The 21,712-nt window shown below is 68.7% G+C and carries 22 protein-coding genes; 6 read left to right on the top strand and 16 right to left on the bottom strand.

Features of this window, described 5'->3' with window-relative positions:
* Positions 1 to 14: 14 nt before the first annotated feature.
* The 3 genes from UAJ10_RS07555 (at position 15) to UAJ10_RS07545 (ending at position 2,956) form a co-directional block, all read left to right on the top strand.
* Entirely contained in the window at positions 15 to 809 is a 795-nt protein-coding gene (locus UAJ10_RS07555) for a glycosyltransferase family 2 protein (protein ID WP_322914771.1), read from the top strand.
* Between the two features lie 13 nt (positions 810 to 822).
* Positions 823 to 1,545, top strand: a complete 723-nt coding sequence (locus tag UAJ10_RS07550) for a glycosyltransferase family 32 protein (RefSeq protein WP_322914770.1) — start codon at positions 823 to 825, stop codon at positions 1,543 to 1,545.
* 256 nt (positions 1,546 to 1,801) lie between these two features.
* A complete protein-coding gene (locus UAJ10_RS07545) occupies positions 1,802 to 2,956 on the top strand; it encodes an alanine racemase (RefSeq protein WP_322914769.1) in 1,155 nt (384 codons plus the stop codon).
* Positions 2,957 to 2,959: 3 nt separating this feature from the next.
* Here the strand turns inward: UAJ10_RS07545 and UAJ10_RS07540 are convergent, their stop codons facing one another.
* The 3 genes from UAJ10_RS07540 to UAJ10_RS07530 all read right to left on the bottom strand — a co-directional run bounded on the left by UAJ10_RS07540 (position 2,960) and on the right by UAJ10_RS07530 (position 6,392).
* Positions 2,960 to 3,772 (bottom strand): crotonase/enoyl-CoA hydratase family protein, encoded by an 813-nt coding sequence (locus tag UAJ10_RS07540; RefSeq protein WP_322914768.1) that lies wholly within the window; start codon positions 3,770 to 3,772, stop codon positions 2,960 to 2,962.
* 128 nt (positions 3,773 to 3,900) lie between these two features.
* Positions 3,901 to 4,335, bottom strand: a complete 435-nt coding sequence (locus UAJ10_RS07535; protein WP_322914767.1) for a nuclear transport factor 2 family protein — start codon at positions 4,333 to 4,335, stop codon at positions 3,901 to 3,903.
* Between the two features lie 11 nt (positions 4,336 to 4,346).
* A complete protein-coding gene (locus UAJ10_RS07530) occupies positions 4,347 to 6,392 on the bottom strand; it encodes an NADPH-dependent 2,4-dienoyl-CoA reductase (RefSeq protein ID WP_322914766.1) in 2,046 nt (681 codons plus the stop codon).
* A 127-nt stretch (positions 6,393 to 6,519) separates the two neighbouring features.
* On the opposite strand from UAJ10_RS07530, the gene UAJ10_RS07525 reads away from it, so the two are divergent.
* On the top strand, positions 6,520 to 7,065 hold the full coding sequence (locus tag UAJ10_RS07525; RefSeq protein ID WP_322914765.1) for a PadR family transcriptional regulator: 546 nt from the start codon (positions 6,520 to 6,522) through the stop codon (positions 7,063 to 7,065).
* On the opposite strand, the gene UAJ10_RS07520 is transcribed toward UAJ10_RS07525, so the two are convergent.
* Positions 7,062 to 8,654: a Na+/H+ antiporter gene (locus UAJ10_RS07520; protein ID WP_322914764.1), complete on the bottom strand. Its 1,593-nt coding sequence runs from the start codon at positions 8,652 to 8,654 to the stop codon at positions 7,062 to 7,064. The genes UAJ10_RS07525 and UAJ10_RS07520 overlap by 4 nt on opposite strands.
* 256 nt (positions 8,655 to 8,910) lie before the next feature.
* Here UAJ10_RS07520 and UAJ10_RS07515 point away from each other — a divergent pair, with 256 nt between their 5' ends.
* Positions 8,911 to 9,777: an AraC family transcriptional regulator gene (locus UAJ10_RS07515; protein ID WP_322914763.1), complete on the top strand. Its 867-nt coding sequence runs from the start codon at positions 8,911 to 8,913 to the stop codon at positions 9,775 to 9,777.
* Positions 9,778 to 9,847: 70 nt separating this feature from the next.
* On the opposite strand, the gene UAJ10_RS07510 is transcribed toward UAJ10_RS07515, so the two are convergent.
* The 3 genes from UAJ10_RS07510 to UAJ10_RS07500 form a co-directional block, all read right to left on the bottom strand.
* A complete protein-coding gene (locus tag UAJ10_RS07510; protein ID WP_145750553.1) occupies positions 9,848 to 10,093 on the bottom strand; it encodes a type II toxin-antitoxin system ParD family antitoxin in 246 nt (81 codons plus the stop codon).
* A gap of 76 nt (positions 10,094 to 10,169) precedes the next feature.
* Positions 10,170 to 11,219 carry an aldose epimerase family protein gene (locus UAJ10_RS07505; RefSeq protein ID WP_322914762.1) on the bottom strand — a complete coding sequence of 350 codons (1,050 nt, stop codon included), beginning with the start codon at positions 11,217 to 11,219 and terminating at the stop codon, positions 10,170 to 10,172.
* A gap of 104 nt (positions 11,220 to 11,323) precedes the next feature.
* Entirely contained in the window at positions 11,324 to 12,739 is a 1,416-nt protein-coding gene (locus tag UAJ10_RS07500; RefSeq protein WP_322914761.1) for a serine hydrolase domain-containing protein, read from the bottom strand.
* Between the two features lie 86 nt (positions 12,740 to 12,825).
* Between UAJ10_RS07500 and UAJ10_RS07495 the strand changes: the two genes are divergently transcribed.
* Complete coding sequence (locus UAJ10_RS07495) at positions 12,826 to 13,371, top strand: helix-turn-helix domain-containing protein (RefSeq protein WP_322914760.1); 546 nt, start codon at positions 12,826 to 12,828, stop codon at positions 13,369 to 13,371.
* On the opposite strand, the gene UAJ10_RS07490 is transcribed toward UAJ10_RS07495, so the two are convergent.
* From UAJ10_RS07490 to UAJ10_RS07450, 9 genes are all read right to left on the bottom strand, one after another.
* Positions 13,343 to 14,038, bottom strand: a complete 696-nt coding sequence (locus UAJ10_RS07490) for a DUF1275 family protein (RefSeq protein WP_322914759.1) — start codon at positions 14,036 to 14,038, stop codon at positions 13,343 to 13,345. The genes UAJ10_RS07495 and UAJ10_RS07490 overlap by 29 nt on opposite strands.
* A 4-nt stretch (positions 14,039 to 14,042) precedes the next feature.
* Positions 14,043 to 15,515 (bottom strand): alginate export family protein, encoded by a 1,473-nt coding sequence (locus UAJ10_RS07485; RefSeq protein ID WP_322914758.1) that lies wholly within the window; start codon positions 15,513 to 15,515, stop codon positions 14,043 to 14,045.
* 8 nt (positions 15,516 to 15,523) lie between these two features.
* Complete coding sequence (locus UAJ10_RS07480) at positions 15,524 to 16,417, bottom strand: VOC family protein (protein ID WP_322914757.1); 894 nt, start codon at positions 16,415 to 16,417, stop codon at positions 15,524 to 15,526.
* A gap of 14 nt (positions 16,418 to 16,431) precedes the next feature.
* Positions 16,432 to 16,869 (bottom strand): DoxX family protein, encoded by a 438-nt coding sequence (locus UAJ10_RS07475; protein ID WP_322914756.1) that lies wholly within the window; start codon positions 16,867 to 16,869, stop codon positions 16,432 to 16,434.
* A gap of 2 nt (positions 16,870 to 16,871) precedes the next feature.
* Complete coding sequence (locus UAJ10_RS07470) at positions 16,872 to 18,767, bottom strand: amidohydrolase (protein ID WP_322914755.1); 1,896 nt, start codon at positions 18,765 to 18,767, stop codon at positions 16,872 to 16,874.
* Between the two features lie 3 nt (positions 18,768 to 18,770).
* Positions 18,771 to 19,061: a XapX domain-containing protein gene (locus tag UAJ10_RS07465; protein ID WP_322914754.1), complete on the bottom strand. Its 291-nt coding sequence runs from the start codon at positions 19,059 to 19,061 to the stop codon at positions 18,771 to 18,773.
* A gap of 68 nt (positions 19,062 to 19,129) precedes the next feature.
* Positions 19,130 to 19,783 carry a hydrolase gene (locus UAJ10_RS07460; protein ID WP_322914753.1) on the bottom strand — a complete coding sequence of 218 codons (654 nt, stop codon included), beginning with the start codon at positions 19,781 to 19,783 and terminating at the stop codon, positions 19,130 to 19,132.
* Between the two features lie 248 nt (positions 19,784 to 20,031).
* Entirely contained in the window at positions 20,032 to 20,580 is a 549-nt protein-coding gene (locus UAJ10_RS07455) for a phosphatase PAP2 family protein (protein ID WP_322914752.1), read from the bottom strand.
* A 76-nt stretch (positions 20,581 to 20,656) separates the two neighbouring features.
* A complete protein-coding gene (locus tag UAJ10_RS07450; RefSeq protein WP_322914751.1) occupies positions 20,657 to 21,592 on the bottom strand; it encodes a nucleoside-diphosphate sugar epimerase/dehydratase in 936 nt (311 codons plus the stop codon).
* Between the last annotated feature and the right edge of the window lie 120 nt (positions 21,593 to 21,712).

Genomic DNA, 21,712 nt, shown 5'->3' with positions numbered 1-21,712 from the left:
TCGTGAAAGCCGCCATGGCCGCCCAACCCGACGTCACCGTCATCATCCCCACGCACAAGCGGGCGCACCTGTTGCGCCGCGCCCTGGACTCCGTCAAGCAGCAGCCGGCGGCGGTGGAAGTCATCGTCATTTCCGACGCCACGGATGGGGAGACGGACCGCGTCTGTGCGGCCCTGCTGTCGGCGGACGACATCTACATCCGCCGCAACGGCGCCCCCGGTCCCTCGGCCAGCCGCAACCTGGGCCTGTCACTGGCGCGCGGGCGCTATATCCTGTTCCTGGACGACGACGACGCCTGGCATGCCAACTTCATCCCCGCCCTGCTGGCCCAGCCCGCCGTGCAGCAGGGCCTGGCCGTCTACGCCAACAGCAGCGTCGTCACCGAACGGCGGGGGCCCGAGGGGCCGGAGTTCCTGGACGAAGGGTTCATGGACGTGGCCGGGCGCCTGACGCAGGAAATCTACATCAAGAACCAGGTCCACATGTCGTGCTTCGCCTTCCCGCGCACGCTGCTGGCGGGGCTGGAATTCGACGTGTTCATGCGCGCCTACGAGGATTGGGATTTCATGCTGGCCGTCATCAACCGGCAGATGCCGGTGCATGTGCCGGTGCTGGCCTCCCGCATCTTCGAGGTGAAGGACGCGACGACGGACCGCCGGGGCGACAGCCGGGCGGCCAACGACTACAACGTCGTCATCGACTATCTCTACGTCTACCGCCGCCACCCTGCGCCCAATGCGGACATCGCGCAGCGGCGGGTGTCGCTGATGAACGGCCTGGGCATCCCGGCCACCCCTTCCATGCTCTGACGGCCGCCGCATCATGACCAACCCCGCGACCGCCAAACCGCACGACCTGGACGCCTTCGCCGGCCGCACCGTCTTCTGCCTGTGGACAGGGCCGGAAATCATGTCGGATGCCCGCTTACAGGCGCTGTGGACCATCTTCCGCAACACCGGCTGCGGCGTCGCCTTCATCACGCGCGAGACGGTGGGGGATTGGGTGAAGCCGGCCTTCCCCTTGCACCCCGCCTGGCCCTATCTCAGTTCCACCCACAAGGCGGACTATCTGCGCTGCTACCTGATGCACCACTATGGCGGTGGCTACACGGACATCAAAAGTACCGCCAAGAGGTGGGGGCCGTTCTTCGACCAGTTGGCGGCGTCTGACAAGCTGGCCCTCGGCTACCAGGAACTGGCCCACGGCATCCCGCACATCAGCGGGGAGTTCGGCGACCTGCTGCGCCGCTCGCATCAGGAGCTGATCGGCCTCTGCGCCTTCATCTTCAGGAAGGGCACGCCGCTCACCGCTGCCTGGCTGGCCCGGACGGAGGCGCTGTTGGATCAAAAGCTGGACGCGCTGCGGCGCCATCCCGCCATCCATCCCCTGGACCAGACGGGCGTGCTGCTGCCCAACGGCCAGCCCTCGCCCTATCCCCTGCGCTGGGCGGAACTGCTGGGGGAAATCTTCCACCCCCTGACCTATGAGCAGCGCCACCAGCTGCTGCTGTCCCCGATCGAGCCCAGCTTCGCGTCGTATCGCTAAGCCACCCGCGGCCTTAGGCGGACCTGGTGCCAAGGAAGCCCAAGGTCTCCGAAATGCATCCTGGAACTTGCCCCCTGCTGGTGGGTTCCAGGTGTCTGCGCGTCCTCCCCCCTGCGGGCGGAGCGGGGCTTCATCTTCCTTCCTACCCACCTTCAGGCCCGGTTCGCTCCTCCGATCGAACCGGGCTTTTCTTCTGGGGGCGGGCCCGCCCGCGCGCTATCTTCGGCCGCTTTCGACCGCCGGCAGGAGAGCCTTGGTGACCCGTCCCGTCCTTCCCCCCGACCTGGAAACGCCCGTGCTGCTGCTGGATGAGGGGCGGATGGCGGCCAATATCGCCCGCATGCAGGGGCGCATGGACGCGCTGGGCGTCCGCTTCCGCCCGCATGTGAAGACGGCCAAATGCCTGGAGGTGGCGCGGCGCCAAGTGGCGGCCGGCGCCCGGGGCCTGACCGTGTCCACCCTGAAGGAGGCGGAGTGCTTTTTCGCCGCCGGCTATGGCGACATCCTCTATGCTGTCGCCATCGCGCCGCCCAAGTTCGACCACGCCCTGCGTCTGGCCAAGGCCGGCATGCGCCTGACCCTGGTGGTGGAATCGGTGGCGGCGGCGGTACGCCTGTCCCGCCACGGGCGGGAGAACGGCCATGTCCACACTGTGTTGATCGAGGTGGATACCGACGGCCACCGCTCCGGCATCCATCCCGAGGCGCCGGCCCTGCTGGACGTGGCGGCGGCCCTGACGGTCGAGGGCGGGGGTGGTGCCCGTCTCAACGGTGTGATGACCCACGCCGGCAGCTCCTACGGCCTCAACACGCCTGAGGCGCTGGCGGCCATGGCGGAGCAGGAGCGGGCGGGCTGCGTGCGCGCGGCCGACCGCCTGCGCGCCGCCGGTCATGCCTGCCCGGTGGTCAGCGTCGGCTCCACCCCCACCGCCCTCAGCGCCCGCCACCTGGAGGGGGTGACGGAGGTGCGCGCCGGCGTCTATGTCTTCTTCGACCTGGTCATGGCCGGTGTGGGTGTCTGTGGCGTGGATGACATCGCCCTCTCCGTGCTGTGCACCGTCATCGGCCACCGCGCCGACACGGGCTGGGTCATCACCGACGGCGGCTGGATGGCCATGAGCCGCGACCGGGGCACCCAGCGCCAGGCCAAGGACCATGGCTATGGCCTGGTCGCCGCCGTCGATGGCACGCCGGTGGCCGATCTGGCCTTCCGCGGCGCCAACCAGGAACACGGCGTGCTGCACTGGACCGGCGCGGCTGGCGCCGACCTGGAGGCCCTGTTCCCCATCGGCGCGCAGCTGCGCGTCTTCCCCAATCACGCCTGCGCCACCGCCGCGCAGTTCGACACCTATACCGTCCTGCCCCGGGAGGGCGGCGACCTGCAGCGCTGGGACCGGTTCAACGGCTGGTAAGGTTCAGCGCCGGAAGCTCCGCTCCCTGAACTGTGGCGGCTTCTTCTCCAGGCCGGCGCGCAGGGCGATGCGCCAGTTGGGGCCGCGCATGATCTGGAACTGGATGCGGCGCTCGGCCGCGAAGGCGCCCCGGATGCTGGCGCTCCAGGCGCGCTGGAACAGGGCCTTGGCGCCCGCCACCGCATCGGGGGAGCGGGCGCACAGCTCGGCCGCCAACGCTTCTGCCGCCGCCATGGGGTCGTCCGCCACCTCGGTCACCAGGTTCAGGGCCTTGGCCTCGGTGCCGCTGATCACCTGGGCCGTCATGGTCAGGCGCTTGGCTACGTCGATGGGCAACAGTTCGCGTAAAGATACGCTGCCGCTCATGTCCGGGATCAGGCCCCACTTGCCTTCCATCACCGACAGCTCGCAGTCCGGTGTGGCGATGCGGAAGTCCGCGGCAAGCGCCACCTGCATGGCGCCGCCATAGCAGCGGCCGTGCAGCACGGCGATGACCGGCACCGGCAGCTCGCGCCAGCACCAGCAGGCCCGCTGGAACAGGTTGGTGCTGCGGCCCAGGGTGACGAAGGCCTTGATGACCTCCCACGGTTTCCGGGTCACGGCGGCGAAATCCAGGCCGGTGCTGAAGGCTGCACCCTCACCGCTCAGGATGACGGCGCGCACCTGGCGGTGGCGGCGTATCTCCCCAGCGACCCGCACCAGGGCGCGCAGCATGGGGAAGTCCATGCCGTTCAGCTTGTCCGGCCGCGCCAGGCGGACATGAGCGATGGCGCCCCGGATGTCCAGGCTGATCCTCTGGGGGACTGCGTTTGTCATGGCATTCTGTTCCCTCGTTTTGCAGTCCACTCCGGTCCCCGCGAATCCGCGGCGGCCCTCCATTTTTCGTAAGCGGTGGAGCGTCCTACAGCGGCATGAGCCATGCTCATGCCGCCGGCATTTGCCGGTCAGGCCCGCTGCTTATGCGTGGGCAGGGCATGGGCCAGGCGGCGGCCCATTTCCTCGCCCAGGGCCTGCAGGCCGCTCATGGGGCGGACCATCACCTCGAACTCCACGATGCGACCCTGCGCGTCGAAGCGGATCATGTCGATGCCCTTCAACTCGCGCTCGCCCACCTTGGCGCTGAATTCCAGCACCACGTTCAGGCCGTCGGCGTCGATGAACTGGCGGTGATAGGCGAAATCCTGGAACACCTGAATGACGGTGCCCAGGATGAGGACCAGGGCCTGCGCGGGGCCATAGGGCGTGAACGCCATGGGGGAGCGGAACACCGCCTCCGGATGCACGATGGTTGGCAGGAAGGACAGGTCGCGGCGGGCGACGCCGTCGTGCCACTTCTCCAGGCTGGCGGCGACGGCGGGATGCAGCGGCAGGTCGGTCATGATGGTCTCCGTCAGAGGGTGGCGGCCAGGCGGCTGCCCTGGTTGATCGCCCGCTTGGCGTCCAGTTCAGCCGCCACGTCGGCACCGCCGATCAGATGGACCGCGACGCCCGCCGCCTTCAGCGGTTCGTGCAACTCGCGCAGGGGCTCCTGTCCGGCGCACAGCACGATGGTGTCGACCTCGATCACCGTCGGGTTCTCCCGCTTCTCGCCGAAGGTGATGAACAGGCCGCCTTCGTCGATGCGCTCGTAATTCACGCCGGCCAGCATCTGCACGTTCTTCATCTTCAGCAGGCGGCGGTGGATCCAGCCGGTTGTCTTGCCCAGCCCCTTGCCCAGGCCGCCGGGCTTGCGCTGCAGCAGGGTGACCTCGCGCGCCGGGACCGTGATCTCCGGCCGGGTGACGCCGCCGCGCGTCGTGGCCGGGTCCGTCACCCCCCATTCCGCCTGCCATGCGGCCAGATCCAGGGTGGGGGAGGGGCCGTCCTGCACCAGGTACTCGCTGATGTCGAAGCCGATGCCGCCGGCGCCGATGACCGCCACGCGCCGGCCCACCGGCTTGTTATGGCGCAGCACGTCCAGGTAGGTGACCACCCGGCCGCTGGCTATGCCCGCGTCCTGCCCCGGGATGCGCGGGTCACGCGGCGTGACGCCCGTGGCCAGGATGACCTCGTCGAAGCCGCCGCCGGTCAGTTCTTCCGCCCCCACCTTGCGGTTCAGGTGCAGGCGGACGCCCGTCAACTCGATCTGCCGGCGGAAATAGCGCAGCGTCTCCTGGAACTCCTCCTTGCCGGGAATGCGCTTGGCCATGTTGAACTGGCCGCCGATCTCGCCCGCCGCCTCAAACAGATCCACATGATGGCCGCGCTGGGCGGCGACGGTGGCGGCGGCCAGGCCGGCGGGGCCGGCGCCCACCACGGCGATATGCTTCCGCACGGCGGCGGGGGCGTAGGTCAGCTCCGTCTCATGGCAGGCGCGGGGGTTCACCAGGCAGGTGGAAATCTGGGCCTTGAAGGTGTGGTCCAGGCAGGCCTGGTTGCAGCCGATGCAGGTGTTGATCTCATCCGCCCTGCCGGCGGCGGCCTTGTTGACGAACGCCGCGTCCGCCAGCAGGGGCCGGGCCATGGACACCATGTCGGCGCAGCCGTCGGCCAGGATTTGCTCCGCCACCTCCGGCGTGTTGATGCGGTTGGTGGTGACCAGGGGGATGCCGACGTTGCCCTTCATCTTCTTGGTCACCCAGGCGAAGGCGCCGCGGGGGACGGAGGTGGCGATGGTGGGGATGCGCGCCTCATGCCAGCCGATGCCGGTGTTGATCAGGGTGGCACCCGCCGCCTCCACCGCCTTGGCCAGTTGCACCACCTCGTCCCACGTGCTGCCGTCGGGGATCAGGTCCAGCATGGACAGACGGTAGATGATGATGAAGTCGCGGCCCAGCGCCTCCCGCGTGCGGCGCACGATCTCCACCGGCAGGCGCATGCGGTTCTCGTAAGGCCCGCCCCAGGCGTCGGTGCGCTTGTTGGTGTGGGTCACCAGGAACTGATTAATGAAATAGCCTTCGGACCCCATGATCTCCACGCCGTCGTACCCGGCCTCCCGCGCCAGCAGGGCGCAGCGGACAAAGGCGCGGATCTGCCGCTCGATCCCCCGGGCGCTCAGCGCATGCGGGGTGAAGGGGCTGATGGGTGATTTCACGCGCGACGGCGCGACGGCGAAGGGGTGATAGCCGTAGCGGCCGGTGTGCAGGATCTGCAGCGCGATCTTGCCCCCCTCCGCATGTACGGCTTCCGGAATGGGCCGGTGGCGGCGCGCGGTGGAAGTCAGGGCCAGGGTGCCGCCCATGGGCTTCGTCCAGCCGGCGATGTTGGGCGCGAAGCCGCCGGTGACGATCAGGCCAACCCCACCCGCCGCCCGCTCACCCAGGTAGGCGGCCAGGCGATGCAGGTTCTGGCGGCTGTCCTCCAGCCCCGTATGCATGGACCCCATCAGCACGCGGTTGCGCAGCTGCGTGAAGCCCAGGTCCAGCGGCTGCAGCAGATGGGGGTAGGGGGTGGTCATGATGGCGCGCCCGTCTCCTATTATGCAACTTGTTGCATAATGGGTCAGGCGGGCCGTTTGTGCAACAGGTTGCATAGAGATGGCCCGGGCGGGTACCGTCGGGGGTATTTTATCGGATCGAGCCTCCATGTCCCTGCCGCATGCCCTGCTGACCGCCCTGCTGGAACGCCCCTGCTCTGGTTCCGAGTTGGCGGGCCGTTTCGACCGCTCCATCGGCTTCTTCTGGCAGGCGACGCACCAGCAGATTTACCGCGAGCTGAAGCGGCTGGAGGATCTGGGCTGGGTCACGGCCCTGGAGCCGGAGGCCGGCCGGGGCCGCAAGCGCGCCTACCAGGTGCTGCCGGCGGGGCGGGAGGAACTGCGCCGCTGGACGGGGGAATCGCGTGAGGCCAAGCCGCTGCGCGACGAGCTGATGGTGCGTCTGCGGGCCGAGGCGGTGATCGGCCCCACCGACCTGGTGCGCGACATCGAAAGCCGCCTGGGCCAGCATCTGGAGAAGCTGGCGCTGTACCGGGAGATCGAGCGGCGCGACTTCAGCGACGGCGCCGACAGCCGCCAGCGGGAACTGCGGCACCTGGTGCTGCAGGCCGGCCTGATGGCGGAAACCCTATGGGTGGACTTCTGTCGTCAGGCCATCGCCGTGCTGTCGGCGGATGGCCCTGGCAATCCTTAACCCAGCCTCATCCGCGAGGTGCTGGCCGCCATCTCCTGCAAATCCAGCTCATATTCCAGAACGTGCAGCACGTCGTCGTGGATGCGGCCGGTGCGGTGCAGGCGCAGGATTTCCGCCCGGCCGGCGGCGATGGTGGCCAATATCACGTCGTAGTGCTCGCTGCGGTCGGCGCTCAGAACGTCCCGCTCCCGGGAATAGCGCTCGGCCACTCGGGCGCGGTGGGTGTACTGCTCCAGCAGGCGGGGGTGGCGCACACTGCCGTCGGCGTTGTGGGCGCGGGCGCGCACGGCCTCCAGCTGGGCGGCGGTGACGGCGGCCATAGCCTGGGGTGCGGTCAGCACCGCGCCTTGGTGACCGGCCGACTTGTCCAGGCCCAGCCAGCGGATCAGGGGGCCCAGGCTGCTGCCCTGGATCAGCACGGTACCCAGGATGACGGCGAAGGCGGCGGCCAGGATCAGGTCACGCCCCGGCACTTCGATGGGGATGGACAGGGCCACGGCCAGGGTGACCACGCCGCGCATGCCGGCCCAGCTCAGCAGCAGGGCGCTGGCGGGCGACCACAGCGGCCGGCGCTTCACCAGCAGGCCCAGGATCTGCCCAACACCCTCCGCCGCGAACACCCAGAGGAAGCGGGCCACCACCACAGTGCCCAGCACGGCCAAAACCGGCACGGCCAGGGTGCCCAGCGCGTGTTCCACGCCGCCCAGGCGGCTCATCACGCCCCGCAGCGACAGGCCGATCAGGATGAAGACCAGGGCCTCCAGCACGAAGACCATGACCTGCCAGGCGGCGGTGCTCATCAGGCGCACGCTGGCGGTGAACACCTCATGCTGGTGCCAGCCCAGAACCAGGCCGGCGGCCACCGTGGCGATGACGCCAGAGACGCCCGCCGCCTCGCCGCTGATATAGGCAGCCCAGGGCAGCAGGAAGATGGCGGTGATGGTCAGGTGCTCATGCTTGAGCAGGCGCAGCCCGCGGATCCAGAGATAGCCCAGCGCGCCGCCGACGATGACGCCGCCCACCGCCAAGCCGGTGAAGGCCAGGGTGGCCTGGCCCAGGCTGAACGCGCCGGTCAGCGCCGCGGCGATGGCGAAGCGGAACAGCACCAGGCCGGCGGCGTCGTTCAGCAGGCTTTCCCCCTCCAGCAGCACGACCAGGCGACGGGGCAGGGTCACATGCTCCAGCACCGCCTTGGCCGCCACCGCGTCGGGGGGCGAGACCACGGCACCCAGGGCGAAGCACACCGCCCAAGGCAGGTCCGGCACCAGCAGATGGGTGACGACGCCCACGGCCAGGGTGGTGAACAGTACGGCGCCGATGGCCAGTTGCAGGATGGCGGCCAGGTTGCGCCGGAACTCCCGCCAGACGGTGTAGTAGGCCCCATCCATCAGCAGCGGCGGCAGGAACAACACCAGCACCAGGTCGGGATCCAGGTCGAAAGCCGGCACGCCGGGCACGAAGGCGAGGCCCATGCCGCCCATGATCAGGGCCGCAGCCGGCGGCAGGCCCAGGCGGCCGGCCAACAGGCGCAGGCCCAGGATGGCCACCAATAGCAGCAGGATGAATTCGAACTGCCCGACGCTGCTCATGATCCCCCAACGGTTTTCCAGCAAAACATTTGTCCGTGCGAACGACGGGCCACGGTAGGCGGCGGCGGCCGGCCGTTCTTGTCGGATGCGCGTGGATTTGAACGATAGTCCCGCCAAAACGGCGGGGTGGCGGAGGGCGCCGGCGACGGTTCGGCCCCCGCCCTTGTCTTTCGACAACCCGTCCCCAGCGGCTGTAGTCTAGTGGGGCACCCCCGCCCGGGGGAAGCGGGATCGCGCCAACCAGATGGGGGAGATCATGCCGGACACACGCTTGGCCCCGCCGGGCGCCACCAGCCTGCGGGCGGGCGACACGCAGGTCCTGCGCCTGCGCCAGGACCACCCCGCCAGCCGCGACCGGCAGGACATCCCCTGCCTGGACATGTTCTCCATCATCGTCCAGTTGCGCGACTTCGCCCGGCATGAGCTGTGGCGCGGCGGGCGTCTGGTCTTCAGCGGCGGCCACGCCCGCATGGCCCTGTCCGTCACCCACCTGGGGGAGGGCTGGGCCTGCCGTCACCTCTCATCCTTCGACAATGTCCGCGTCCAGATACCGCGCGCCAGCCTGGACGCCCTGTCCGAAGAGCTGGAGTGTCCGGCCGTCAGCGGCTTCGCCTGCGCGCGGGGCACGGTGGACCCGGTGGCCTATGGCCTGGCCTCCGCCCTGCTGCCGGCGTTGGACGTGCCGGACCGGGGCAATCGCCTGTTCGTGGACCAGGTGACCCTGGCGCTGACCATCCACGTGGCCCAGACCTATGGCGGCATGGCCGTGCTGGCGCCGCCGGGCGGCCGGCGCACGGGCGGCCTGTCGCAATGGCAGGAGGCGCGGGCGAAGGAGTTCTTGGCCGCCAATTTGGGTGGCGACGTCGCCATCGCCAAGGTGGCGGCCGAATGCGGCCTGTCGCGCAGCCACTTCATCAAGGCCTTCCGCGAAACCACCGGCCAGACGCCCTATCGCTGGCTGCTGGACCACCGCGTGGCCCGCGCGCGGGAGCTGTTGCGTGGCCCCCAGTCCATCGCCGAGATCGCCCTGGCCTGTGGCTTCGCCGACCAAAGCCACCTGACCCGCGTCTTCGCCGCCGCAACGGGCATGCCCCCAGCCGCCTGGCGGCGGCGGCAGGGGTAGGCCTCTTGCCAAACTACAATGGGTCGTCCCTGAAATGGGCAATCACATCGAGAAGGACGAGCCGTCGCACTCAGTAGCCGGCCTTCGCCAATTCAGCCGCCTTGGCATCCAACAAGCGGGTCAGGTCGTCGTCCGTGTTTTGGCCGCCGGCAGCGATGGAGGCGTCCAAGGTATTGCGTAGCGCTTGCAGTTTGGCTTCGCGCTCTTCCACCAGGCGCAGGCCTTCCCGCACAACCTCGCTGGCCGACCCGTAGCGACCACTTTTCACGACGTCCTCAACAAACCCTTCCCAGCGTTCACCGATGGAAACATTCATCGCACCGCCCTCCTAACTCCAGGCACTTTAGAGCAATGGCATAAATTGCGCAATTTATGCCATTGGGGACCCACTCTCACCGCCCCACGGTGAACACATAGCGGGTGGTGGATTGGAATGTCTGGCCGGGACGCAAGATCGTGCTGGGGAAGGCCGGGTGGTTGGGGCTGTCCGGATAGTGCTGCGATTCCAGGGAAAAACCGTGGGTGGGCACGCCGTTCAGGGCGGGGGGCTTGGCCGGTAGGTAGAATTGCAGGCCGGGCTCGGTGGTGTAGACCTCCATCATGCGGCCGGAAACCGTGTCGGTCACCGTGGCCACGGGAGTCTTCAGGCTGGGGGCGGATAGGACGAAGTTCTGGTCCATGCCGCCACCGGCCAGGATGGCGCTGAACCCGGTGGTGTGGCGCAGGTCGAAGCGGGTGCCATCCACCGGCTTGACGCTGCCGTCCGGAATGGCGTCGGGGCTGGTGGGGGTGTAGCGGTCGGCGGCGATGGTGACGGCCTGGCCGGTCATGGGCTGGCCCGCACCCGCCAGGTTGAAAAAGGAATGGTTGGTCAGGTTGACCACCGTCGGCTTGTCGGTTTTGGCGGCATAATCGATGGTGACGATGGCCTGCCCGCCGCGCCGGGCCAGATGATAGGTCACGCTCACGTCCAGGGTGCCGGGGAAGCCCATCTCCCCATCCGCCGAGACATAATGGAATTCCACGCCGTCCACGATGGCCTTGGCCTCCCACACCCGGCTGTCGAAGCCGTTGGACCCGCCGTGCAGGGTATGCGGGCCCAGGTTGCGGTCGATCTGATAGGTCTTGCCGTCCAGTGTGAAGGCGCCGTTGGCGATGCGGTTGGCGTAGCGGCCGATGGAGGCGCCGGCCATCACCCAGAAATCCGTCAGCTTGGCCGGCGTGTCGGGTAGGATCAGCACATCCGACCAATGGCCGTCGCGATCCGGCAGTTGCAGGGACACCATGCGGGCGCCATAGGTGGACAGCGTCAGGCGGGCGATGTCGTTGGCGACTGTTAGGGTCTCGGTCTTCTCCCCACCCGGCGCGGCACCCCAGGGGGCGCGGTCGATAGTGGTGGCCAGGGCTGGGGTTCCGGCCAGTGTGACCAGACAGATGGCCACTTTCACGCATCGGGCTAACGCCCGCTTGGTACCACGCATATTCCCCCCCGGTTTTAGCCACTCGGCATGTTACCGGTAACTATAACGGCGGCGGGGCGGAAGCGCTAGCCGATGGAGAAGCCCGCCACCTTGCCATCCTCCCCCAGGCGGACGGCGAAGGGCAGGAAGACGCCGGGGCCGAACTGCAGGACGTAGTCGTACCAGCGCTCCACCCCGCTCTGCCGCGCGCCCTTGAAGGTCATGGCCGTGGGCGCGCCGTAGGGGGCGAGGTCGGTGGCGAATTTGGCGCCCTTGCCGCCCGCCAGCTTGGCCCCCAGCACGACACCGAAGTGGGCATAGTCCCCGCCGGTCTGCAGGTCGCGGAAGGCGTCCGCCGCCGCCCGCGTGACGCGCGCGTCCTCGCCCGGGGCGGGCCGTTCGGCCGTCGCCGCCAGGGCGGGGTAGAGGTCGGTGAAGACGATGTTGGTCAGCGCCTCCCCCGCCTCCGGCGAGTCATCGCCCAGGTTGGTCAGGGCGACGATGCGCACATCCTGCTTGGGGAAATATTCGTCCGCGGTGGTGAAGCCCAGGGACCCGCCGGTGTGGCCGATGCGCGGCTGGCCATAGACGGCGCCGACGAACAGGCCGAAACCATAGTCGGCGCTGCCATTCTGGCTGGTTATGAAGGGCGTCGTCATCTGGCGATAGCTGTCCGGCGAGATGACCTTGCCGCCCCGCAGGGCCGTGTCCCACACCGCCAGGTCCCTCAGCCGCATGACCAGGAAGCCGGCAGGGCCCGCCCAGTCGGGGCCAATGATGCCGGCGCGCTCCAGCCGGCCGTCCACATGGTGGTGGCCGACGGCCATGTTGGGCAGGTACGGCTCCTCCGCTGTTGTGCGCATCTCACCCAGGCCCAGCGGGTCGAAGACGTGGTGCTGCAGATAGGCGCGGTAGGTCTCACCCGACACCGCCTCGATGACCTTGCCCAGCAGCAGATAGCCGGTGTTGGAGTAGGACCAGCGGCTGCCGGGCGGGAAATCCAGGGGCAGGGTGGCCACCCGCGCGATCAGGTCCGGATAGGCGATGGGGCGGGTGGCCAGCTCATCAATCCCCGGCCCGTCCAGATACTCATGCAGGCCGCTGGTGTGGCTCAGCAGCTGGCGCAGCGTCACCTCGGCCGCGTGCGGAGCGTCGGGCAGATAGTCGGCCAGCGGCCGGTCGACCCGAAGCTTCCCAGCCTCCTGCAACTGCAGGATGGCGGCGGCGGTGAACTGCTTGGTGATGGATCCGATCTCGAAATAGGTATCGGGTCGCACCGGTGCACCATTTGAGGCGTCCAGCGACCCGAAGGCTTTGGTGTAGATGACCGTGCCCTGGCGGATCGCCTGCACCGCCGCGCCGGGCACGCCCAAGCGGCGCAGGGCGGCCGCCACGTCGCGATCGATGGCCGTTGCCGGCACCGGATCCGCCATGGTGCTGGCGACGGGGGCGGCCATCAGCAGCAGGGCCAGCGCACCGGCCAAGGATCCACGCAAGCCCACGCCACACCTCTTCCCAATAATTCTAAAAACGCTTATATTTTGAATTATAGGAAAGCACAAGTCCCGTCGACAGACCCCTGGATCCGATGCCCAACACCCACATCCTGACCCAGCCGCAGCTGGACTGCCTGACCTCTCCCATCCGCCTGGCCATCATCCAACGGCTGGAGATCGACAGCCAAGCCACGGCGCGGGAAATCGCCCAGCGCATGGGCCGGCCGGTGACCTCGCTCTACCATCACCTGAAACAGATGGAGGAGATCGGGCTGCTGCGGGTGGTGGGGGAGCGGCGGGGCGCGCGCCGGCCGGAAGCGGTCTACGCCATGGTGGCGGACCAGCTGTCCTCCGTCGCCGCCGTTGGGACGGAGGAGGGGCGGCGCACCTATGCCCGGGCCGCCCTGCGGGTGGCGGAGGCCGGGGCGCGCGCCGTCTCCGCCGCCATCGAGACGGGCAACCCCCGCTTCGAGGGCGATCAGCGCACCTTGGCGGCGCGCTTCCATGTGGTGCGGGCGGACGCCGCCAAGCTGGCGCGCATCAACCGGGCGCTGAACGCCCTGGAAGAGGCGATGTATCAGGACTGTGAAGCGGGGGAGGAGATCCTGCTCACCGTGCTGTTGGCGCCACAGGGCTAGCCTGGACGTCGCCCGTCACCAGGACGCCGATGAAGGCGATGACCGGCGGCACGGCGAAGGCCCATTCGCGCACCACCAGGAACAGGCCGGCGGCGGCGGCGCAACCGAAGGCGAAGCCGATGACGCTGGCCGACATCTTGCCCAGGCGGCCCTTGGCGGCGGCCCGCGCCTCGGGCCCAACGCCGCGCATCAGGTCGGCCAAGTCGATCATGATCTGGGTGGTGGTGCCGGTCATCAGGGTGGTGGGCGGCGTCGTGCTCATGTGGGCCCGGTGCATGCCGTTCTGCAGGGCCATCGCGGTCACCAGCACCATGCCCGTCACGATGGCCGGCAGGGCGTCGCCGTCGTGGAAGGGACCGAAATGGATGGCCAGGGCGGCGCCTGCGGCCAGCAGCAGCATCTTCAGCACCAAGAGGGTGCGCAGGATGGGTATCTGCCGCCGCTCCAGCCCCGCGCAGAGGAGGCGCGACAGGATCACCACCACGCAGAACACCGGCAGGGCCAGCAGCTTGGCCCCGGCGCCGGAGGTGCCCAGCACCAGCGACGCGCCGAAGGTGACGAAGTTGCCGGTGACATGGGCGGTGAACAGCCCCTGCAAGGCCAGGAAGCCGGCGGTGTCGACATAGCCGCCGTTGACGCTCAACAACACGGGCAAACCCTGTTTCATGGCCTTACCATCCCAGTTTGACTTCAATGCCCAGATAATCGCTGTCATGGCCGCCGGCGCGGCGCAAGGTGTCGCCGATGGCGTAGTGCACCGCCTCCACCGCCGTGGTCAGGTTGGCGGTCACGGCATAGTCCGCGCGCAGCTGGCCGTAGACGCCGGTCCACGGTGTGCCCTTGCCGGCGGTGCCGGGCACGGCGTTGCTGGGCTGGACATAGACGGCGTCGGCCGTCGTCTGCCGCCACAGCAGCCCCGCCGCCGTCATGAGGCTCAGCTTCGGCATCGGCTTCACCGTCAGCGACGGCTTCAGGTGGATCAGGTTGGCATAGCCGGTGTAGCCCGCCAGCGCGAAATAATAGCCGTTGGGGAACAGCGGATTGAAGGTGCCCAGCCGCCCGTCGCCGGCGCGGTCGTCGCCCGAGGCGGCGTCCGCCTGCAGGCCGAGGCGCGGCGTCCAGACGACGTCCGTCAAGGTGTAGCCGGTCAGGGCGCCCACCGCCCAGGAACCGACGGATTTGGGTCCCACCGTGCCCCATTGGGCCATGCCCTCCACATCCCAATCGAAGCCCGCCGCCACGCCGGCATAACGCAGGTCGAAGATGTCGCGTCGCTCCAGCCCGCTGGCGTCTAGGTATCTGGCGGTGTCGTTCTGGTAGCGGGAATAATAGGCCGACAGCTCCCCGGGCCCCACACCCGCATGCTCCACGCGGATGCCGCCGTATTGCAGGTGGGTGTTGGAATAGTCGTCGAACGGCTCCCCCGTGCGATACTGCACCGGATGGCTCCAGAAACTGATGATGCGCCAGGGGGCGGTTTCCATGTTGACCCACACGGCGTCGAAGGCTTGGCGCACGTTGGGCCCGTCGCGGGTGGAAACAAAGCGCTGGCGATCGAATCCCATCTCCTGCCGGCCGGCGCGCACCTTCAGGGTGATGTCGTCGGTGAGGTCACCGCTGTAGGCGACGAAGGCCTGGCGCAGATCGGCCTGGTTCTGGTCGGCGGGGGTCAGGGTGGTCTTGTCGAAGGCGCGCGCGTCCTCGAACTGGCCGAAAAGCTGCCAATGGCCGTCGATGCGCAGGTCCATATGGGTCTGCAGGCGCTGGATGACGTAGCTGTCGCCCTTGCGGCCGCCGATGCCGAAGGCGGGCGCCTCATTGTCCTCGAACCGCTCGCGCAGGGTCAGGCCCAGCGACAGGTAGGTCAGGGCGTTGGTGTCGTCCAGCGGGATGTACTTCAGCCCGTCCAGCGGCTCGGTGCGCAGGGCGGGGTTGGCCAGGGCCGACCAATCCTCCTGCCAGCGATTGGACTTGATGGCGGGCCTCGTCGCGGCCGAGGCCGCAGGCGTTTCTATCGTATCGTCCTCCTGCGCCCCGGCGCTGGCGGGAACCGCGCAGGCCAGGGCCAGGGTGCCCAGGGTGAGCGTAGATGCCATCATGTGCCGACGGCACAGGGACTTCGGGCGGTGCCGTCGGCGGGTCATGACGGGTCTTAGGACGCGCTGTGGATTTCGGCGACGTAGCCGCCAGGGAACTGCACCACCACGGCCTTGCGGTGGTCGGCGGTGTAGGGCTCCACCACCACGGTCACGCCGGCGGCCTTGGCCTTGGCCAGGGTCTCATCCAGGTTCGGCACCTCATAGCCGGTCATCTCCCGGCCGTAGGGCCAGGGCAGGTGGCCATCGGTGACCAGGACGGTCATCTTGCCGAAGGCGCTTTCGATGCGGATGCGGTGATAGGTGTCGTTGGGCCGGCCGATCTCCACGCCCGGGGCCTTGGCGTCGTCCGACACCACCTTGCCATGGCTGAAGGCCACGAAGTCCTTCACGAACTCCTTCACCTTGTGGGCGGAGACGTAGACGCGGTTCTCCGGCACCGTCTGGAAGGCGGCGTAGTTCGGCGTGGTGGTGTGCCAGTACAGCTGCATGTTCACCCCGCCCGGCCACTGGATGACGGTGTCGCGGCCGATGGGGTCGGGGAAGGGTTCCACCAGCACGTCGGCGCCGGCGGCGACGGCGGCCTTGGTCGCCACGTCCATGTCGGTCACCAGATAGCCCGTGCGCTCCGCGCCGAAGGGGTAGGGGATGGGGGTCTTGAAGCCGAACAGGGAGACGGTGCCCACCGGGGTCTGCAGCAGCTGCGACGTGGTGCTGCTGGGCGTCGGCGTGACGGTGGCCACCACCTGCTTGGTGCTCTGCCCGCCGAAGGTGGCAAGGAAACTGGCCACGAACTTGTCGACATCCTCCACCGCCACATAGACGTGGGTGGTGTCGTACTGCGGCGCCACGGCGACGGCCGGGCTGGCGGCGGTGGCCGCGTGCGCCGCCAGGGGCAGGGCCAGGCAGGCGCCCATCAACAGGGCGGCGGCATAGGAACGGATACGCATCGGAAAGGCTCCCATCAGGATGCGGACGAGGAAGGGGTGTGGGATTTCAGGTCGTGCCAGGCCACGAGGACGAAGCCGCCGACCAGTCCCAGATGTTCGTAAAAGGCGTTGGCGGTCATGAAACGCTCCTGCCCCGCCATCTCCCAGTAGCGGTTGGCCACGAAAGTGGCGAACAGGGTGAAGCCGGCCAGGGCCAGGGCGCCCATCCAGCGCAGGCGCCCGCTGAGGATCATCAGCGACGCGCCCAGCTCCAGCGCGATGACCGCCGCCGCCAGGGGGGCCGAGGCCGGCATGCCGAAGTGCCCCAGTTCCGCCACGGCGCCGTTGAAATCCAGGGCCTTGTTGATCCCGCCCTGGAGGTAGGCGGCGCAGAGGCCCAGCAGCGCCACCCACCGGACGATGGGGGGCGTCAGCAGGCGGGCGGCGGGCTGGACCAGTGAGGCCGTCCGCATGATCAGACGGCCCAGCAGGCGCAACCCAAGGCGCCCCAGAAGGACTTCAGGTCGCGGATGGGCAGCTTGGCCGACCAGGCGGTGGCGTGGCTGTGGCCATGCACGCCGCAGGCGCTGTCGCAGCCGCAGCTTTGCGCCGCCTGGCGCTGCAGCTTCGTGTTCGTCGGTTCCAGCAGGTTCCAGGCGCCGTAGCCGCCGAAGGTGCGCACCGGCGACCAATCGGGCATGGCCGGCGGGATGGGGGCGGCGTCGTGGCTGGCGAAGTCGCCGGCGCCGTAGACCACCTTGCCGCCCACCACGGTCAGCAGGGCGGTGGTGTCGGCGATCTCATCCTCGGCGCAGGCGAAGAAGTCGCGATCGGGCACGATCAGGTCGGCCAGCTGGCCTTCCTGGATGCGGCCCTTTTTTCCTTCCTCATTGGAGAACCAGGTGGTGTTCTCCGTCCACATGCGCAGGGCCGTCTCGCGGTCCAGGCAGTTGGCGCGGGGGTAGAGGTGCAGGCCGCCCACCGTCTTGCCGGTGATCAGCCAGGCCAGCGAGACCCAGGGATTGTAGCTGGCGACGCGCGTGGCGTCGGTGCCGGCGGAAACCTTGACGCCCTTTTCCAGGATGCGCGCCACCGGCGGCGTGGCCGCGGCGGCCCCCAGGCCATAGCGCTCCACGAAATATTCGCCCTGGTAGGCCATGCGGTGCTGTACGGCGATGCCGCCGCCCAAGGCCGCGATGCGGTCGATGGATTCGTCGGAGATGGTCTCGGCGTGGTCGAAGAACCAGTTCAGGCCTTCCAGCGGCACGTCCTGGTTCACCTTTTCGAACACGTCCAGGGCGCGGCTGATGGTCTCGTCATAGGTGGCGTGCATGCGCCAGGGCCAGCGGTTCTGCGCCAGGATGCGCACCACCTCCTCCAGGTCGCCTTCCATCTCCGGCGCTATGTCGGGACGGGGCTGGCGGAAATCCTCGAAGTCCGCGGCGGAGAACACCAGCATCTCGCCGGCGCCGTTGTGGCGGAAATAGTCGGTGCCCTGCTTGTAGGTCGAGGTCCGTGTCCAGTTCAGGAAGTCGTCCTTCTCGCCCTTGGGCTTCTGCGTGAACAGATTGTAGGCCAGGCGGATGGTCAGCAGATCCTCGTCCGCCAGCTTTTGGATGACCTCATAGTCGTCCGGGTAGTTCTGGAAGCCGCCGCCGGCGTCGATGGCGCCGGTGACGCCCAGCCGGTTCAGCTCGCGCATGAAATGGCGGGTGGAATTCACCTGGTACTCGAAGGGCAGCTTGGGACCCTTGGCCAGGGTGGCGTAGAGGATGGCGGCGTTGGGCTTGGCCAGCAGCAGGCCGGTGGGGTTGCCCTTGGCGTCGCGCAGGATCTGGCCGCCCGGCGGTTCCGGCGTGTCCTTGGTGTAGCCCACGGCGCGCAGCGCGGCGCCGTTCAGCAACGCGCGGTCATACAGGTGCAGGATGAACACCGGCGTGTCGGGCGCCACGGCGTTCAGTTCCTCGATGGTGGGCAGGCGCTTTTCCACGAACTGGTGCTCGGTGAAGCCGCCGACCACGCGCACCCACTGCGGGGCGGGGGTGATGGCCACCTGGCGCTTCAGCATGGCCATGGCGTCGGCCAGCGACCGCATGCCATCCCAGCGCAGCTCCATGTTGAAGTTCAGGCCGCCGCGGATGATGTGCAGGTGGTTGTCGATCAGACCGGGCAGGACGCGGCGGCCTTTCAGGTCGATCACCTTGGTGGCCGGGCCGGCATGGGCCATCACCTCATGCTCCCCACCCACCTTCAGGAAACGGCCCTCCTTCACGGCCACGGCGGTGGCGGTGGGGTTGGCGCGGTCCAGCGTGGTGAACAGGCCGTGATGCAGGATCAGGTCGGCCGTCTGGACATCGGCAGCGGTCGTCATTTCTCAGGTCCCTTTGGCGGTATCGGGGGTGGTGTCATCCGCGGCGGCGGCCTTGGGCGCCCCCTGCGGCAGGTGGCCGAACATGTGCGGGCGCACCTGTTCCTGCACCCAGGACAGGGCCGCCGGCTCCTTGGCCCACAGGGTCTTCAGCAGGGGCGGGATTTGCTCGCCCACCAGGATGCCAAGCAGGCCGACCAGGGCCACCACGGGCGGGGCGGGGGACCGGACGTTGATCAGGGCGTAGATGACGCCCACCAGCAATCCGGCACCCAGCGACATGAGGTAGATTTTCATAAGGGGCGACCTCCCTGCCGCCGGAAGAAGGACGCGGCCGGGCGCGCGCACCCGGCCGCGCTGACGGTTCAGCCCTCGTGGGCGTTGAACATGGTCTTGGCGTAGGTGATGCCCAGGCCGTAGGCGCCGCCCCACTTCTTGGCGATGCCGGTGGTCATGTCATAGGTCTCGGTGCGGGCCCAGTCGCGCTGCAGCTCCAGCAGGTACTGCAGGGCGGTGATGGGGCGGGCGCCGGCCTGGACCATGCGTTCCACCGCGCGCTCGTGCGCCTCGGTCGAGACGTCGCCGCAGGCGTCGGTGATGACGTAGACCTCGAAACCCTGGTCAATGGCCGACAGGGCCGGGCCGACGATGCAGACGCTGGTCCACAGGCCGGACAGCACGATGCGCTTCTTGCCGATGGCGTTGATCTGCTTGATCACCGCGGCGTCTTCCCAGGTGTTCATGGAGGTGCGGTCCAGCAGGTCCTGGCCGGGGAAGGCGTCGGTGATCTCGGCGTACATCGGGCCGGAGAAGCTGCTTTTCGCCACCGTGGTCAGGATGGTCGACACCTTGAAGCCGGCGGCGGCGTTGGCCACCAGGGCGGCATTGTTGCGCAGCGTGATGGCGTCGATCGAATGCGTCGCGAAGGACATCTGCGACTGGAAGTCGATCATGATCAGGGTGTGATCGGTGGGGGTCAGCAGCTTGGCGCCGGGGGTGGGCGTGGCCGTGATGGACATGATGTTTTCCTCGCGTAGGCTGGCGGGATTTCGAAAATGCTGCCGGACGGGATGGCCGGCACGGGGGGCAAAATGCCGCCGACGGCCCCCGGGGGTCTTGTCGAAAGGGTCGAAGATTTGAAGCTCGAGACGGTTCAGTCGCCGACGCATGGCGCGGCGCTCCCCGCGCCGCGCCGATGTCGACGCCAGCCCGGCGGCCGGGGCCGCCTGCGGTTTTCTGAAAGGGAAGAGCGCGCGGCCGCGCGGAGTTACAGAACCACGAAGGTCCGGATCAGGCTGTCCAGCCAGCGGACATTGAGGAAGGCCAGCGGGATGGCCACGGCCAACGTCGCCGCCAGATACAGGCGGGAGCCCCGCTGGATGCGGCGCACCGCCCAGGGGCAGCCGGTGGCCAGCAAGCCCAGGGATCCGACGACGAAACCGCCGATGACATCCACCCAGGTGTGTTCCGTCAGCAGCACGCGCGACCAGCCCTCCACCAGGGCGATGCTGGCCAGGGCCATCAGGATCACCGGCAGGGCCATGCGGCCGTGGCTGTGGCCACCGCGCAGATAGATGACCAGCAGCCCACCATAGAAGGCCACCGCCAGGGTGACGTGCCCGCTGGGAAAGTGGGGCAGGTCCGGATCCGCGCGCAGCATCCCGCGGATGGCCAGGGCGATCAGCAGCGACAGCACCACGCCGCCGCCCCAGGCCGCCGCCACGCTATAGTCGCGCCGCGCCAGCAACATGCCCATCAGGGCGGCGAACACGGGCAGGACGAAGCCGATGGTGGCCAGTGTGCTCAGAAGCTGCATGTCCACTCGTCATGGAAGCTTGCGGAAGCTGGAGATTAACAAGCGGCGCTGCGGAACGGAACGTGTGGGGTGGGTATCATCGCCCTTGGCGTTCCGGTGCCGGCGCGCGGCCCTGACTGCGCCCCGATTGTGGCAGGGCCAGGGCCGACAGCTCCGGGTCGGGCACGAGCCAGACGGTGACGGGCAGGGTGCGCAGCCGTTCCAGAACGGCGGCGGTGCGGTCGCCGGCCGTCCACGGCAGGGCCATGAACACGCCCACCTCCCCATGGCGGGGCAGGAAGTCGAACAGGGCATCCAGACCCCCCAGATAGGGTGGCTGGCGGGGCGAGGCACCACCATCGGGCGGCCGGTCGCCGAACATGCCCAGCAACTCGATCTCTTGCTCCATGCGGCCGGCCATGTCCGTCACCCGGCGCAGCGCGGCGGGGCCGGCGCCGACGATGACGGCGTGGCGAACCCGCCAGCGGCGGGCGATGGCCAGGGGGGCGATGGCACCTTCCAGGCGATGGGCCGGAATCAGGGCGCCGCTTGCCAGCACGGACCACACGACAATCCAGGCGACGGTGGCGACGCCGCCGCCGTTGGCCAGCGCCACCGCCAGCAGGCAGGCGAACAAGGCCGCCATCACCTGGACAGCCACGGACCATGGCGGCTCATCGGAATGGTGGGGCCGGGCGTGGCGCCCCAGCAGCCAGGCCAGGATGAGGTGCGCGGGGCCGGCGGCCAGACATAGACCGATGCGCAGATCGTCGGCCGCGACCAGTCCGGCATCCACCGCCAGCGAGAGCAGAATGCCGCCCAGGGCCGCCACAGCCCCCGCTTCCAGCAGCGACCACAGCACCTTGAACGCCCTGCGGCTCAGGCCCAGGTTGAAGGCTGGACCGGACTGCGCCCCGGGGACGATCGCGGGATCGATGTGGCCAAGGCCTTGCCAGGCTTGGTCCATGACGGCGCCTTGCCCTTCGCGGGCACGAACCAGGGGCGTCGGCGCCGCGTCGGCGCCGCGCGACATGATCGTATCTGAAACCGTCGTCCCGGCTCTGGTGCTCACGGGCCCCCGCCCTTCTCTGATGCCGATGGCATGATGCAGGACAAGGATTAATGGCCCATTAACATGGTGCCGTAAAGGCCC

Origin of the sequence: Nitrospirillum guaranorum, assembly GCF_034653275.1 — a bacterium.
GTDB lineage: Bacteria > Pseudomonadota > Alphaproteobacteria > Azospirillales > Azospirillaceae > Nitrospirillum.
Note: the sequence above shows the minus strand (reverse complement) of the source record. Positions and strands in the feature narration are given on the sequence as shown.